This window comes from Pseudonocardia hierapolitana (assembly GCF_007994075.1).
GTDB lineage: Bacteria > Actinomycetota > Actinomycetes > Mycobacteriales > Pseudonocardiaceae > Pseudonocardia > Pseudonocardia hierapolitana.
The window spans coordinates 1,150,500-1,164,595 of the sequence record NZ_VIWU01000001.1; the positions used below are offsets into that span (position 1 = coordinate 1,150,500).

Consider the following 14,096-nt stretch of genomic DNA (forward strand, 5'->3'; position numbering starts at 1 on the left):
TCCAAGTTCATGCCGTCCGAATGGGCCAATGTGCGGGGTGGTCTCGACCTCCACCTCGACTTCGACCCGGCCGGCCACGGCCGCCGCGCCGGGCTGGAACGCGCGCTGCGCGCAGCGATCCGGGACGGCCGGCTGGCGCCCGGCACCCGGCTGCCGCCGACCCGTGTCCTCGCCGGGGAGCTCGGGGTGGCCCGCGGCACCGTCACCGCGGCCTACGACCAGCTCGTCGCGGAGGGCTACCTGTCCGCGCGGCGCGGGGCGGGCACCGTGATCGCCGACGTGCCGGTCCCTGCGGGGAACCGCGCGGAACGCCAGACCCGGGCTGTGCCGCCCGTGCCGCCGGTCCGGCACGACTTGATGCCGGGACGGCCGGACGTCTCGGCGTTCCCGGTGCAGGCGTGGCTGCGCGCCGCGCGCGCCGTGCTGCCCCGCGTGGAGACGGCGGCGTTCGCGATCGGCGACCCGAGGGGGCGCCCAGAGCTGCGCTCTGCGCTCGCCGAGTACCTGGGCCGTACCCGGGGCGTCATCACCGACCACGACAGCATCGTGATCACGTCCGGTTTCATGCAGGCGCTCGGGTTGATCGCGCGGGTCCTTCACGACCGCGGGTGCGCTGCCATCGCGATGGAGGACCCGTGCGTGCCGTTCCACCGCGAGGTGGTGCGCCGCGCCGGGCCGGGAGTCGTGCCGCTCGCAGTCGACGAGATCGGCGCGAGCAGCGACGTTCCCGCCGACATCGGCGCGGTTGTGCTGACCCCCGCGCACCAGGCCGGGCTCGGTGTGGTGCTCGGCCCCACCCGGCGGCGGGCGCTGATCGACTGGGCGGTGTCCACCGGCGGGATCCTGGTGGAGGACGACTACGACGGCGAGCTCTGCTACGACCGGCAGCCGCCCGGCGCGCTGCAGGGCGTCGCCCCGGAGCACGTGGTGTATGCCGGCACCGCGTCCAAGACGCTCGGCCCTGCGGTCCGCCTCGGCTGGCTCGTCCTGCCCTCGCGACTGGTCGACGCCGTCGCGGAGGCCAAGTTCTACGCCGACGCGCAGACCGAGTCGATCGGCCAGCTCGTGCTCGCCGAGCTCATCCGGGGCCACGACTACGACCGGCACGTGCGGGCGCAGCGGCTGAAGTACCGGCGCCGGCGCGATGAGCTGCTGCGCCGGCTCGCCCGTGACGTGCCGGAGGTCCGGGTGCGCGGGGCCGCCGTCGGCGTCCAGCTGCTGCTGGAGCTCCCGGCCGCGGGACCCACCGAGGATGAGGTCGTGCGCCTCGCCGCCGGGCGCGGCGTGCGGATCGTCGGGATGCGGGCTGCCTGGCATGACGACCGGCCGACCCGGCCGGGCGGCATCGCGGTCGGGTACGCCACCCCAGCCGCCCATGCCTGGTCGGACGCGCTCGACGCCTTGATCGACGTGCTGCGCACCGCCGTTTCGGCTCACGCACCCGGTCTGCGCCGACGCGGCTCATCGACGGGAGGCGTGGGCGGAAACGGGGTGCGCCGGCCGGAACGGGGAGCGTGAGCCGGCGGAACGATCGAGCCGATACCGCTGTTGTACCGGTGCGATCGTCCATCGCGGCGAGGGCGCCGCCTGGGCGTCGCCAGCAGGTCGGAGCTGTTCAGGGCGCTCCTAGGGGCCGGACTGAGCGGCCGACTGGATGGCCACCGCGTCGGCCAGTTCCGCACGCAGCGCAACGGTGTCGGGGTGGGCCGGCCCGCGCACCGACTCCGTAGCCGAGTAGGCCAGCTGCAGCTGGGTCACAGCGTGGTCGACGTGGCCGAGCGCGAGGGCGACGTCCGCGGCCACCGCCCGGACGACCGTGGTCATGTAGTCGCGAGGCCCGAAGGCCGCTTCGGCGTCGTGGAGGAGCCGGTCCAGCGCCGCGAAGGCCGGGCCGAGGTCGCCCGCTTCCGCGCCGTCGAGAGCCAGCCCCAGGCGGGAGACCAGCGTGTCGGGGTGGCCGGGGCCGAGGGCGAGTGCCCGCTGCCGCGCGACCCGCGAGTGCATGGTGAACGCGTCGGCCGTGCGTCCGGATAGCCGCAGCATGGTGCCCAGTGCATCTCGCGCGTCGAGCGTGCGCGGATGCCCATCCCCGAACACCGCGACGCGCGAGGCGAGGTTCGCCTCGAGCAGGCCCACCGCTTCGGCCAGCCGACCGGCGCACGCTTGGGCGATGGCCAGGTTCCCGGCGGCGACGAGCGTGTCCGGGTGCTGCGGCCCGAGCGCTTCCGCGCAGTCGGCGACCACATCGTGGAGGGTCTCGACGGCCTCGTCCGCCCGATCCTGATGAACGAGGTCAACCCCCGCCGCGTTGCGTTCCGCCAGCGCCAGCCAGCCGACGGCCGCGGTGTCCTGCCGACCTCCGTGGAGGGCCTGGTCGAGCGCGGCGCTCTGGGCGAGAAAGGCCGAACCCTTGAACCGGCCTCCGTCGAGACCGCCGCCGGCGGATGTCATCTGTGGGCACTCACCGGCCGCCCAACGCCACCGACGCCGCGGCGACCGTCGCGGTCAATCCGGCCACCACCGCCTGCAACGCCGACGGCAGGTAGGTGCTCAACTCTTTGAGCACGTCCCGCGCCTCGTGGACCTCGAAGACCCGCTCGGCACCCAGCGCGCCGACCATCGACGCGAGAGTGGCGCCGGCCAGGTCGAACTCGGCGGGATGGGTGAGCATGTGCCGCACCCGGTTGCGCGAGCTGCTGGCCCGCAACAGATCGACCGCCGGGAACCGGTCCGGCTTGCGACCGCGCAGGCCCAGCGACCCTCGCTCGTGCCGCACCACTCCGGCGTCGACGAGCTCCCGCACGACGAGGTCGGTGACGGCCTCACCCAGGGAGCCCACCCACGTGCGCACGGAGTAGGTCTTCGGTTGATCGGCGACACATCCGCGGACGTAGTCACCGACCCGGTCGGTAGGCCCGGCCTGTACCTGGTCCGCCACCACCACGTGATCGTCGATGACCCCGAGCCGTCGGCCGATGACGAGGTCGGCGAGCTCGGCAGCGGATACCCCGCACTCCAACAGCTCCTGGCTGACCTCCCCCTTCCCGGTGAACGGGTCATGGAGGAGCAGGAAGAGCTGGCATGACAACTTCGTTGTCTGCTTCATAGCGCGGATGACACTAGCGAAGCGGTCTCGCTGCCGACAGCCCGGCCCCGACATTTCGACGCGACATTGCGTAAAGCGTTTCATTCCTCTGATCTGACAGCGATCGAACGCAGGGGCGGCAAGTCGTAGTACATTGCGCCGACCCCGCCAGGGCCGCTGTAGCGCACTTGCAGCGCGACAGCTCTCCCCACCGCCGCCGCGGCGCGGGCCGCTCTGCAGCGCGTGTGCCCGGTGCGCCCCGGCACCCCGCAGCTGCGCCGCGATGTCGCGATCAGGCGATCCGAGCGCCGCGAGGCCGGCCCCCTCCCGCTCCCCGTCGGGTGTGCAGCTCAGCGATTTCGGCAGGACGTCGGACAGCACGCCGCCGTGTTCGGTCCGCCCAGCTCTCGAGCAGGGAGTTCAGCTGAGGTTCGCCGTTCCGCCGCCGAGCCGGGATCAGCACGGGATACCAAGGGGAGCATGGGAACGAAGGCGCGACACCGCACGTCCGACCACGACGGAGGTGGAACCCCGGAACGCTTCGCCCGGATTTGTGCCGCCGTCGCAGCCCGGTTGCCTTTCGGCCTGTCCCACGTGGTCCCGTCGACGTTCATCGGCTTCGCCGCCATCAACGGCTCCACCTACTGCGTGGACCTGCTCATCCTCACTGCCCTCCACGGCCACGGGCAGTTGCCGTACTGGCTGGCGGTCGGCACCGGCTACACCATCGCGTTCGCACTGGGTTTCGTGCTCAACCGCGTCCTGAACTTCCGGTCGCACGACCCGGCCGGCCGCCAGACCCTCGTCTACCTCGGCGTGGTCGCCGTCAACCTCGCGATCCTGGTCGCCATCAGCTCAGGACTCGAAGCCGTCGGCGTGCACTACCAGGTGGCCCGAATCGCAGCGGGCGCCGCCGAGGGGCTCTTCATGTACTGCGCGATGCGCTGGATCGTGTTCCCGCGCACCGAGGAGCCCTCCCGGCCGGCCATGCGGTGAGCTCTGGTGCGTCGGACGAGCTCGCCGCGCCCTGTGCTTGCCGACCAGCACTGCGATGCGGGGTCAGAACCAGACTTTTCGGCCACCCACGGGGCGGCCGACGTTACCGAGGATGAAGAAGACGATGCCGACGATGAGCACGATGGAGCCGACCGTGTAGAGGAGGCTCATACCGGTCAACCAGCCCAGGAGCAAGAGAATGAGGCCAAGAACAATCACAGCGCAGTTCCTTTCGACGTAGCGTCTTCGCCGTCGCGATCGCAGTTGGGGAGATGACGATGCAGTCGTGGCATCAATGCACATTCGTCAACAACCCGGTGGCTCGCAACGCTGTGTTCCCGGCCTCTGCCGCGATCAAACACGACGTACGAAACGCTCGTCCGCAGGATCCGCGCCCGCGCTGACGATTACTCGGCCAGGTGAGGGGAAGGGCACCGTCGTACTCGTCGGCGACGGAAGCCTCGAGCAGCAGGGTGGTGCGCGCGATCTCGATGCGGGGCGCAGCGCCTGATTCACGTACGTGTGAACGGCCTGTCGCCGCTCCGTCCTCGATGTCCTCGGGCCGCTCTTGTGGCGTCGTGGCCTTCGAGGCCCTCAGCCGCCGTCCCGGGCTTCCTCCGCCCGCTCCCGCGCGTCCTCGGCGTCCTCCCGCGCCTCCTCGCGCTCATCGGCCAGGACCTCGCCGGGGCGCATCACGTCGACCATGGCGAACGCACCGACGACGTTCACCTCGACCTCGCGCCCCGGCTCGCTGCAGGCCCGCTCGCACTCGGTGCCGCCGAACGCCACCCGGCCGGCCAGCCGGACGTGCACGCCGTCGGGCACGACCACGTCGACACTGCCGAAGAGCGCACCCACCTGCACCCGTTCCTGGTCGGGCCCGACGTCGACCTGACGGCTGCCCAGCAGCGCCGTGCCGTCGCCTGCGGTGATGATCTGGGTCCCGAAGAACAGCGCCATCCCGGCGAACAGCACTCCGCCGATCCCGACTGCGAGGCGCTGTACCGGCTTCTTCACGCCACCGCCTGCGGCGGGCGGGGTGGGCGCACGGCGGTGGCGGGCGGACGGCGCCGCCCGGTGGGCCGTGGGCACGTGCGCCCGCCCCGGCGACCCGGCATTCCTTTGCGTCTGCCGCGGGCCGAACCGCTTCCGTACCAGTACCGTCGCGGTCACGGTGGCGAGGGCGAACAGCATCCCGGAGATCAGGACGTAGAGGTACACGCCGGCCGCGGAGTTCTGCGGGGCGCCGTTCACCACGGTGGTGGTGGCGTTGAGCACCGCCGTCGAGGCGACGGTGACGACGACGCCGCCGAGCGAGAGCATGACCGACACGAGACCGGAGACCACGCCGTGCCGCTCGGGCGGTGCGAGGGCGGTCGCCAGGTTGAACCCGGAGGTGCCGATCGCGCCGGCGGCCATCCCCAGCATCGCGACACCGACGATCGCCAGCGGGAACGAGGACACCCCGCCCAGCATCGTGAAGGTGGCCAGTGTTCCGATCGCGATACCGCCGAGGAGGGTTCGTGCGGGGCCGATCCGGGTGGCGAGCCATCCGGCGAAGGTGCCACCGAGCACGATGCCCGGCGCGGGTGCCGCGAACAGCAGCGCGACCGGACCGGTGTCGCCCAGCCCGTAGCCGAGCCCGAGTTGCGGCGACACCTCGGCGATGAGGCTCGTCAGCTGCAGCACGCTCTGGAACGAGCCCGCGGCGAGCACCACGGCCAGCAGGGTCAGCAGGAGCGGCCTGCTCAGCGCCCGGAGGTCGACGATGGGCTCGTCGACCCGCAGGGCCAGGACCACCCAACCGGCAAGGGCGGCGATGCCCGCCGCGACCAGGACGATCATGCCCCCGGACAGCCACCCGAGATCCTGCCCGAGGCTGATGTAGCCGAGCACTGCCGCGAGGCCGCCGCCGAGCAGCAGTGCCCCGCCCACGTCGACCCGGCCGCTGGTGCGGATCGGCGACTCGGGAACGAACAGTCGGACGCACAGCCCGGCGGCCGTGGCCAGGGCGACCGACACGACGAACACGCTCTGGTAGCCGAACCGGTCGATGATCGGGGTCATCAGGAACGGCTCGACGATCCCGACGATCGCGGAGGCGGAGGTCACGATCCCGATGGCGGTCATCGCCACGCGCGGGGCGCTGATCTGGCGCGTGAGCGCCACCGTGAGGAACACCACGGCCATCGCGGCGCCCTGGAGGAGCCGCCCCACCAGGAAGACCGCGAGGTTGGGCGCGACGAGGCAGACCACCGAGCCGATGCCTGAAACGAGAATCGTCGCGAGGAGCACCCGGCGCTTGCCGAAGATGTCGGCGCTCTTCGCGAGCAACGGTGACCAGATGGCGCCCGCCAGCAGCGCGCTCGCGTTCAGCCACGCGGCCTGGTCGGTTTCGAAGTGCTCGAGCATCTGCGGCAGGACCATCAAGGGAGTTGTGACGGCCGTGTCGGCCATGCGGTTCGCGAGGGTGAGAACGACCAGCCAGCAGATGAGCCGCCCACTCCATCGGTGCTCCTCGACCACCCGGGGGAGCTCCATTGTTGCGTCATTCACGACGAGTCATCTCCTGCTCGTGGCGGGTGAAGGTGGTCCGGGCGGTGTGTTCCGGTCGCCGGCGTACGTCGAAAGGCCTTGCTGCGGCAGCGTTCACGGGACGGGCACGGGGGCGACGACGCGCTCGCCCGGCCCGCAACACCGCGCTCCGCCCTGCGGCAGGTGGCGGTCGCATCGCATGTGGTTCAGCGCGCTGCCGTGCTCGCCGCTCGCAGGGCCTCGTTGCGGGCCTCGATGGCCTCCCACGTGAGCGGCGTCTGGCGCTCACGGCCCTGCTCGACCCGTTCCTGGGCGGCGGTGACGTAGGGACGCTGCCGGGCCTCGTACCGTTCGAACGCGGCGATGTGGTCGGTTCCGCACCGTTCGAGTTCCTCGGCGAGGAACCAGGCGCCGGTGAGCGCGAGCGAGGTGCCCCGGCCGGAGAGGAAGGCCGCGCAGTGCCCGGCGTCCCCGACGAGGGCGACGCGGCCGTGGTGCCAGGACGGCATGTGGATCTGGCTCGCGGAGTCGAAGAAGAGCTCGGGGTCGGCGCGGGCCGCTTCGAGCAACTCGGGGATCTTCCACGACGCGTGGCCCGCGAAGGCGTCGACGAGGATCTTCTTCTGGGCGTCCAGGTCGCGGTGGTCGTAGTCGAGCCGGTCCGAGCGGAAGGTGAACGACGCCAGCGCCGTGCCCTTGAACCGGGCGATGCCCACCATCCGGCCGGGGACGTTGTGCAGGGTGACGCCGTCCGGCCCTTCCTCGCCGGGGAGGGTGGCGAGGGCGATGTAGACACCGAGGTGCCGCAGGTAGTCCTGCTCTGGCCCGAACACCAGTCCGCGCACCGCGGAGTGCTGGCCGTCGGCACCGAGCACCAGGTCGTAGCGTTCGGCACGCCCGGACCTGAACGCCACGTCGATGCCGTCGCCGTCGTCGGTCAGCGCCTCGATCGAGTCGCCGAAGCGGATCGTCGCCGTGTCCGGGAGTGCGTCGGCGAGGATGCGCACCAGGTCCTCGCGGGTGATCTCGACGTCGTCGTCGGAGTCGCTCACCGCCGCCATGGGGATGCTGGCCACCGGCTCGCCGTCGGCGTCGACGAACTGGTTGAGCTCGCTCATCCGGACCCGTCGTTCCCGTATCTCCGCGAGCAGTCCCATCCGGTCCACGACCTCGATGGCGTCGCCCCGGATGTCGATGGGTGTGCCCTTGACCCGCAGCCGCCGGGCGTACTCGACGACGGTGACGTCGTGGCCGCGGGTGCCGAGGTCGAGCGCGCAGGCGAGCCCGGCGATGCCTGCTCCGGACACGAGGATCTTCACGATGGGGCCTCCGACGGCGCTAAAACAACAATCTGTTGCTTTAATCGACCGTACGCTCCTCCCTCGTGCGCCCGCGACGCGGGGTCGACGACAATCGTTGCCCGAGCCGATGGCAGGAGGTGAACCACTGATGGTCAGCACCGTGGACCGGCCGTCGGCGCGTCGCCCCGGCGGCCGCACCGCGCGGGTGCGAGCGCAGATCCTCTCCGCGACCGCCGAGCTCGTCGCGCGCGACGGCATCGCGGGTTTCCGCTACGAGGAGGTCGCCGAGCTCGCCGGCGTGCACAAGACCAGCGTCTACCGCAACTGGCCCGACCGCGAGGAGCTGGTGGTCGAGGCCCTGCTGCAGTACGCCGACGACCTCGGGTCGGTCGCCGACACCGGCGATCTCCGCAGGGACCTGGTGGACTTCCTGATGGCCCTCGCCGAGAGCCTGGGCCGACCGACCGCCCGGGCGCTCGTACTGGCCACCCAGGCCGCCCACGAAAGCCCGACCGTCCGCCGGGCGGCGACCAGGATCCTCGAAGTGCGCGGCGCCGGGATGCGGAGCCGGGTGGACCTGGCCGTCGACCGCGGCGAGCTGCCGCCGGTCGACCGCTCCCTGTTCGGCGAGATGCTCTCCGGTCCGGTGCACCTCATCGTGAACCGCGGCATACGCCCGTTCACCCGAGCCGACGCGGAGCGCATCGTCGACGTGGTGCTCGCAGGCATCCGGGCAACGACACCGCCCACCTGAGTGCGCAGCGCGCCCCTGCCGTGCAGCTGTGGGCGAAGACGCCCGGTCGTGCGGAGCAGCCGGTACTCCGCAGCACGAAGACGATGATCAGACCCTGTGGGCACGCCGCGGGATCCACCGCGGATCGTGACTTCGCGCTGATCGAGGTAGGTTCCTGTTCGCCTTGATCGACCGACCCGGTCCGGAGGAGAACGCGGTGACCACCGAAGACGATGTCCGCTACCGAGCCGCGCCGACTCGCTGGATGAGCGTCCACGAACGGGTCCTCGCCGGGTTCGCCAGGGGCTGGGACACCCCCGAACCGCATGCGTGGGACAGCCTCATGGCGGAGGACATCGAACTCAACCAGCCGCTGCTGCAGCCCGGCACGACGCGGAAGACGTGGCACGAAGAAGCACAGCGCCTCGTGACGCTCCTTCCCGACATCCGCGGCGAGGTGGTGAGCTGGGTGGGCAACGAGGACCTCATGTTCATCGAGCTCCGGCTCACCGCCACACTCGGCGGGAAGCCCCTGGACTTCCGAGCGATCGACAAACTGTGGCTGACGCAGAACGGCACGATCCTTCGCCGGGACTCCTTCTTCGACTCGGCTCCGCTGATCCACGCGGTGATGTGCCGACCGTCCGCCTGGCTGCCGTGGTGGCGATCGGGGCTCGGACCGTTCCTGGCCAGGCGCAGGTTCCTCGGTCGTTGATCACGGGTACGGCCCCGGTGAACTCGCCTGCCGCGTCACGCGGCGCCACCGTCAGGCCGGGGTGAAGCGCATCGGGACGGAGCGGGTGCCCCACTCCGCCCAGCGCGCCATGAGGATCTCGCCGGAGACCGCGAAGTCGGTGGTGCGGGCGAGCAGCTCATCCAGCATCATCTGGGCCAGGGGGGCGCCCGAAGGCGCTCTTCGACGTCGAACGGGACGAACCGTGGGACGGGCGCTGGACGGGGGTGGCCTTCTCGGTGCCCGAGGAGGACCGGGAGTCGCGCCGCAACCTCCGCGACGACCTGCGACTGCAGGGCTTCGGCCCGCTCTTCGACGGCCTGTGGGTCTCGCCCCGTGACCGGCGGGCGCACGCCCGCGCCGCGCTGGAACGGCATTCCGTGGAGGCGGCCTCGGTCTTCCGGGCCGGGCTGGACGGCATGGCGCCCGAGGCGGTCGTCGCGCGCGCGTTCGACCTTCGCGATCCCGCCGAGCGCTACCGGACGTTCGCGGAACGCTACGAGCCGGTGCGGCAGCGGATCCACGCGAGGGAGGTGCAGCCGCGGGAGACCCTGCGGGTGCGGACCGAGCTGACCGCCCGGTGGCGCCGCGCCGAGCTGACCGATCCGCGGCTCCCGGCGGAGCTGCTCCCGCCGTGCTGGCCTCGCGGGACCGCGCTCCAGTGCTGCATGGACATCACACCCTCGGTGAACCGGCGACCCGGCGGTTCCGCGAGCTGCTCGCGCAGGTCGACCCGGCGCTCGCCGAACTGGTGTCCTTCCACACCTTCGACTCGATCCGTCGGCAGCCGGACGGCGCCGGGGAGACGGGGGCGGAGGAGTCCGAGTTCGAACGCGCTACGCGGGAAGAACGGGTTCGCTCGATGCGTCGAGCCGACCTGTGAGCCGGCGACGACCGCCCGGGCCGGGCCCGGTGGCGCCGCTTCAGCCGGTCAAGCCGGGACGCTCGCCCGCTCCAGCACCTGCATGAAGGCACGCGACCACTCGGGGAGGTCGGGCCAGCCGCGGCAGGACACCATGGCACCGTCCACGACGTCGGGTGCGTCGACGAACGTGGCGCCGGCCTGCTCCATGTCGGCCTTCAACGGCGGGAACGCCGCCGTGGTGCGGCCGCGCAGCAGCCCCAGCGCAGCCGGCACCTGGGCGCCGTGGCAGATCGTGCCGACCGGGAGCCCCCGCTCGAAGAAGTACGTGACGATGCGCGCCACGTCGGGGTCCGTGCGGATGTACTCCGGGGCTCGCCCGCCCGGGATGACCAGCGCGTCGTAGTCGCTGGGGTTCACCTCACCGAACACCACGTCCACGGGAAGCTGATGGCCGGGCTTCTCGGTGTAGGCGTCGCAGTCGGGCTCGAAGTCGTGGACCACGAGCTTCACCGGGCGCGCCGTACGCGCGGCCACGACCGCCTCGTGGCCACCCTCCCGCAGACGGAACACCGGATACATCGAGTCGAGTTCCTCGGCCGCATCGCCCGTCAGGACCAGCACCCGTGCCATTCCTCGCTCCTCCCCCTCGCGACGAAACCCGTCGCGTGCCGAAACCCACTGTATGGAGCGCCTGCCTGCCGCGACAGAGGTGCTTCGAAGCTCCACAGGCGCCTGGTCAGGAGGCGTACCCGCATGCACCCAGGATGGTGATCTTCGCCATGGTGGACGAGCTCCCTCGATCGTCGTGCGGTGCCGTCACGCTAGGAGCTCGGGCCGCCAGGATCGGTACGCCGACGTCAGGTGGAGTTCCAGGATCCTCAGGTGCCAGAGGTCACGAGGCAGTCGATGCTCATTCGCGTTGATATGGCTTCGGTCGAGAGGCCCGGGAGTGAAGGAGATCTTCGACGGGCTGCGCGAGCAGTGGTCCCGAAAGATCGGCGCCGATGCGTTCGATACGTTCGAGACCCACCTGACATCGCTGGTCGGAGCGCAGCCCTGCGATTCGACAGCCCGGCTGGATGGACCGAGACCTGGGTCTCGTCTCGAATAGATCGCCGAGCCGTCCTCTCGAGACGCTCCTCGCCCTCTCCCCCGGGACCGGCAGCGCGCCGTGCCGTGGCGGTTCCCGGGTCGTCGATTCACGACCGGTCGAGGCGGGCCCAGAATGCGGTGAGCGCAGAGGCCGCCGGATGCGCGTTCTCGATCGGCCACACGATCGCCCCACGCTGGGGAAGGCGACGATGTCGGCGTGCTGGGCCGCCGCGGTCAGCATCCGGTCCCCCAGGAGAGCGACGACCAGACGTGCCGCCACCAGGGCCGCCGTGATGGACAGCCACCGACGGAGCCGCCCTGGGGCAACGGACGCCAGCCGGCCGACGACGAGCCCGGGCCGCACGTGCTCGCGTCGACAACAACCACCTAACCGTCCCGCGGCCGCGCTCGACGACCGTTGCGTGACCCCTGCGCGCCGCTTCCGGGAGCGTCCCCGTCAACGCTGCCGGGTGGGCCGGATGATCATCTCGTTGACGTCGACGTCGGCAGGCTGGGCGATGGCGTAGGCGACGGCGTCGGCGATCGCGCCCGCGGGAATGGTGTTGGCCCGGTAGTCGCCCATCAGGGCCCGTGCGCCGGGGTCGGTGATGGAGCCCGCGAGCTCGGACTCGGTCACCCCCGGGGAGATGGTGGTGACCCGGATGCTGGGGTCGGCCTCCTGCCGCAGTCCCTCGGTGATGGCCCATGCCGCGTACTTGGTGGCGCAGTAGACCGCGGCCGTCGGTGAGACCTCGTGGGCGCCGATGGACGCGATGGTCACGAAGTGTCCGCCGCGTCGGCGTTGGAAGTGCGGCAGCGCGGCGGCGATGCCGTGCAGCAGGCCTCGGACGTTCACGTCGATCATCCGGTCCCATTCCTCGACCAGCAGCGCGTCCAGCCGCGACAGCGGCATCACGCCCGCGTTGCTGACCAGGACGTCGATCCGGCCGTGTGCGTCCACGGCTGCGTCGACGAACGCGGTCATGTCGTGCCGGTCGGTGACGTCGAGCCGCCGCACGTCGGCGCTGCCGCCCGCGGCGCGGATCTTCTCCGCGAGGGATGCGAGCCGATCCTCGCGTCGCGCGCCCAGCACGACGTGGTGTCCCTCGGCGGCGAGCCGCAGCGCGGTCGCCTCCCCGATGCCGCTGCTCGCACCGGTCACCGCGATCACCTTGCTCATTTCCTGCTCCTCTCCTCCGGGTCGTCTCCAGATTCGGGGAGACCGGTCCGGCGGAGGAGGCCGCGCACCTCGTGGGTGCGGCGCACCCAGGATCAGGTCACCTGCTCCCGGGTGGCGGCGATGCTGCCCAGGAGCGCCAGGGCCTGCGCGTCCGTCGACCCGGGCTCTGCGTGGTAGACGACGAGCTGCTGGCCCGGCGCCTCCCGGACGTCGAACGTCTGCATCCGCAGGGTGATCCGGCCGACCTCGGGGTGGAGGAACGTCTTCACCTCGGCGCTCTTGCCGCGGGCCTGGTTGCGTGCCCAGATCTGGCGGAACTCGGGGCTGGTGGCGCGCAGCTCGTCGAGGATCGCGAGCGTCCGCGAGTCGTCCGGCGCGGAGCCGGTGGCGAGCCGGAACCCGGCCACGGTGTTGACGGCCGCGTACTGCCAGTCGGCGTAGAACGCCCTGGCCGCCGGGTCGCGGAACACGTTGAGCAGCAGGTTGTCCGAGTGGGTGAACGCGTGGAACAGCGCCGTGCCCAGCCGGTTGCGGGCCAGCACGTCGTAGCAGCGGGAGAGCACGAGCGCGGGGTTGCCCGGCCAGCCGTCCATGAGCTGCAGAAGGCTCGGGGACACCTGTTCGCGGCGGGTCGAGACCGGGCGGGGTGCGAGCCCGGCCAGCCGGAAGGCGTGCTGGCGGGCGTCGTCGTCGAGGCGCAGGGTCTCCGCGAGGGCGTCGAGGACCTGCGCCGACGGGTTGCGTTCGCGCCCCTGCTCCAGCCGGACGTAGTAGTCGACGCTCACCCCGGCCAGCAGGGCGACCTCCTCGCGGCGCAGCCCCGGCACCCGGCGAGCCCGGCCGATGGGCAGGCCGACGTCGTCGGGGCGTACTTCACCGCGCCTGTTGCGCAGGAACTCACCGAGGTCCGATGGCACCGTTCCACGGTAGTCCGCCCCGATCACCCCTGGGCTCGCTCCGCCGGGTGCTCCCGGTCCCTCCACGTCTGGAGCCTGCTCGCGTAGATGCCCTGGACCACCTCGGGAGCCTGGGCCGCGTGACGCACCGGTGGTGAGCCTCGTCCTCGTCATGTTGTTCCTCCTTCGCGGTCCACGGTGGTGCCGGGGCCCGCGAAGGAGGAAGGCCCGCGGGCTCCTGGGAGTACCGCACCCAGGATCACCCGGTACCTCGGGTCACCGCGCCGTGCGCCGGGGGTCGTTCTCCCGGAAGAGGATCAGGTGCTCGTGGTAGAGGATCCCGTCGCGCACGTCGCCGGTCGCGGTGAAGCCCGTGTCGTCGAGGTAGTCGAGGTGCGATCCGGTCACCGTGTAGCGGCCCGTGTACGCACTCCGCCGGCTGCCGCGCGCCTCGTCGTAGCGTCCATCGGGGAGGAGCTCCTGCCGGATGGAGCCGTCCGCGGTGACCCACATCCCTTCGACGTCGACGTGCGCGCTCTGCGGGCTGTGCTCAGTCATGGTCACAGCGTCCGGCCGGGACACCGTCCTCGCCAGGCCGCGTGGGGACCAGGAGCGGGGCACACACGAAAGTCCTCTCGTGCCCTCGAACGGCCTCGACCCGCCTCTTCGATCAGCGCCGC

At 71.5% G+C, this 14,096-nt stretch carries 14 protein-coding genes and 1 pseudogene; 6 read left to right on the top strand and 9 right to left on the bottom strand.

Going from position 1 to position 14,096, the window contains the following annotated elements; genetic code table 11:
- Positions 1–9: 9 nt before the first annotated feature.
- Complete coding sequence (gene pdxR, locus FHX44_RS05540) at positions 10–1,518, top strand: MocR-like pyridoxine biosynthesis transcription factor PdxR (protein ID WP_147254475.1); 1,509 nt, start codon at positions 10–12, stop codon at positions 1,516–1,518.
- Between the two features lie 108 nt (positions 1,519–1,626).
- Here the strand turns inward: pdxR and FHX44_RS05545 are convergent, their stop codons facing one another.
- Positions 1,627–2,451, bottom strand: coding sequence for a tetratricopeptide repeat protein (locus tag FHX44_RS05545; RefSeq protein ID WP_147254476.1), 825 nt, complete (start codon positions 2,449–2,451; stop codon positions 1,627–1,629).
- Between the two features lie 10 nt (positions 2,452–2,461).
- The gene (locus tag FHX44_RS05550) at positions 2,462–3,106 is read right to left on the bottom strand and encodes a GOLPH3/VPS74 family protein (protein WP_170308787.1); all 645 of its coding nucleotides are present in this window, start codon (positions 3,104–3,106) and stop codon (positions 2,462–2,464) included.
- Between the two features lie 459 nt (positions 3,107–3,565).
- On the opposite strand from FHX44_RS05550, the gene FHX44_RS05555 reads away from it, so the two are divergent.
- Positions 3,566–4,081: a GtrA family protein gene (locus tag FHX44_RS05555; protein WP_147254478.1), complete on the top strand. Its 516-nt coding sequence runs from the start codon at positions 3,566–3,568 to the stop codon at positions 4,079–4,081.
- Between the two features lie 63 nt (positions 4,082–4,144).
- Here the strand turns inward: FHX44_RS05555 and FHX44_RS05560 are convergent, their stop codons facing one another.
- From FHX44_RS05560 to FHX44_RS05570, 3 genes are all read right to left on the bottom strand, one after another.
- Positions 4,145–4,384, bottom strand: coding sequence for a DUF3040 domain-containing protein (locus FHX44_RS05560; RefSeq protein ID WP_147254479.1), 240 nt, complete (start codon positions 4,382–4,384; stop codon positions 4,145–4,147).
- Between the two features lie 291 nt (positions 4,385–4,675).
- On the bottom strand, positions 4,676–6,637 hold the full coding sequence (locus FHX44_RS05565) for an MFS transporter (protein ID WP_246170224.1): 1,962 nt from the start codon (positions 6,635–6,637) through the stop codon (positions 4,676–4,678).
- 185 nt (positions 6,638–6,822) lie between these two features.
- Positions 6,823–7,935, bottom strand: coding sequence for an FAD-dependent monooxygenase (locus FHX44_RS05570; protein WP_147254480.1), 1,113 nt, complete (start codon positions 7,933–7,935; stop codon positions 6,823–6,825).
- A gap of 130 nt (positions 7,936–8,065) precedes the next feature.
- On the opposite strand from FHX44_RS05570, the gene FHX44_RS05575 reads away from it, so the two are divergent.
- The 4 genes and pseudogenes from FHX44_RS05575 to FHX44_RS41965 all read left to right on the top strand — a co-directional run bounded on the left by FHX44_RS05575 (position 8,066) and on the right by FHX44_RS41965 (position 10,266).
- Complete coding sequence (locus tag FHX44_RS05575) at positions 8,066–8,671, top strand: TetR/AcrR family transcriptional regulator (protein WP_147254481.1); 606 nt, start codon at positions 8,066–8,068, stop codon at positions 8,669–8,671.
- 196 nt (positions 8,672–8,867) lie between these two features.
- Positions 8,868–9,365: a nuclear transport factor 2 family protein gene (locus tag FHX44_RS05580; protein ID WP_246170225.1), complete on the top strand. Its 498-nt coding sequence runs from the start codon at positions 8,868–8,870 to the stop codon at positions 9,363–9,365.
- Between the two features lie 230 nt (positions 9,366–9,595).
- A pseudogene (locus FHX44_RS44150) lies at positions 9,596–10,015 on the top strand (PaaX family transcriptional regulator C-terminal domain-containing protein); the annotation flags it as partial.
- Positions 10,016–10,044: 29 nt separating this feature from the next.
- Positions 10,045–10,266: a hypothetical protein gene (locus tag FHX44_RS41965; RefSeq protein WP_170308788.1), complete on the top strand. Its 222-nt coding sequence runs from the start codon at positions 10,045–10,047 to the stop codon at positions 10,264–10,266.
- A 48-nt stretch (positions 10,267–10,314) separates the two neighbouring features.
- On the opposite strand, the gene FHX44_RS05595 is transcribed toward FHX44_RS41965, so the two are convergent.
- The 4 genes from FHX44_RS05595 to FHX44_RS05610 form a co-directional block, all read right to left on the bottom strand.
- The gene (locus FHX44_RS05595; RefSeq protein ID WP_147254482.1) at positions 10,315–10,878 is read right to left on the bottom strand and encodes a DJ-1/PfpI family protein; all 564 of its coding nucleotides are present in this window, start codon (positions 10,876–10,878) and stop codon (positions 10,315–10,317) included.
- Positions 10,879–11,797: 919 nt separating this feature from the next.
- On the bottom strand, positions 11,798–12,520 hold the full coding sequence (locus tag FHX44_RS05600; protein ID WP_147254483.1) for an SDR family oxidoreductase: 723 nt from the start codon (positions 12,518–12,520) through the stop codon (positions 11,798–11,800).
- Positions 12,521–12,612: 92 nt separating this feature from the next.
- The gene (locus tag FHX44_RS05605) at positions 12,613–13,437 is read right to left on the bottom strand and encodes a helix-turn-helix domain-containing protein (protein ID WP_246170226.1); all 825 of its coding nucleotides are present in this window, start codon (positions 13,435–13,437) and stop codon (positions 12,613–12,615) included.
- A gap of 255 nt (positions 13,438–13,692) precedes the next feature.
- Positions 13,693–13,974, bottom strand: coding sequence for an Atu4866 domain-containing protein (locus FHX44_RS05610; RefSeq protein ID WP_147254485.1), 282 nt, complete (start codon positions 13,972–13,974; stop codon positions 13,693–13,695).
- Positions 13,975–14,096 lie beyond the last annotated feature (122 nt).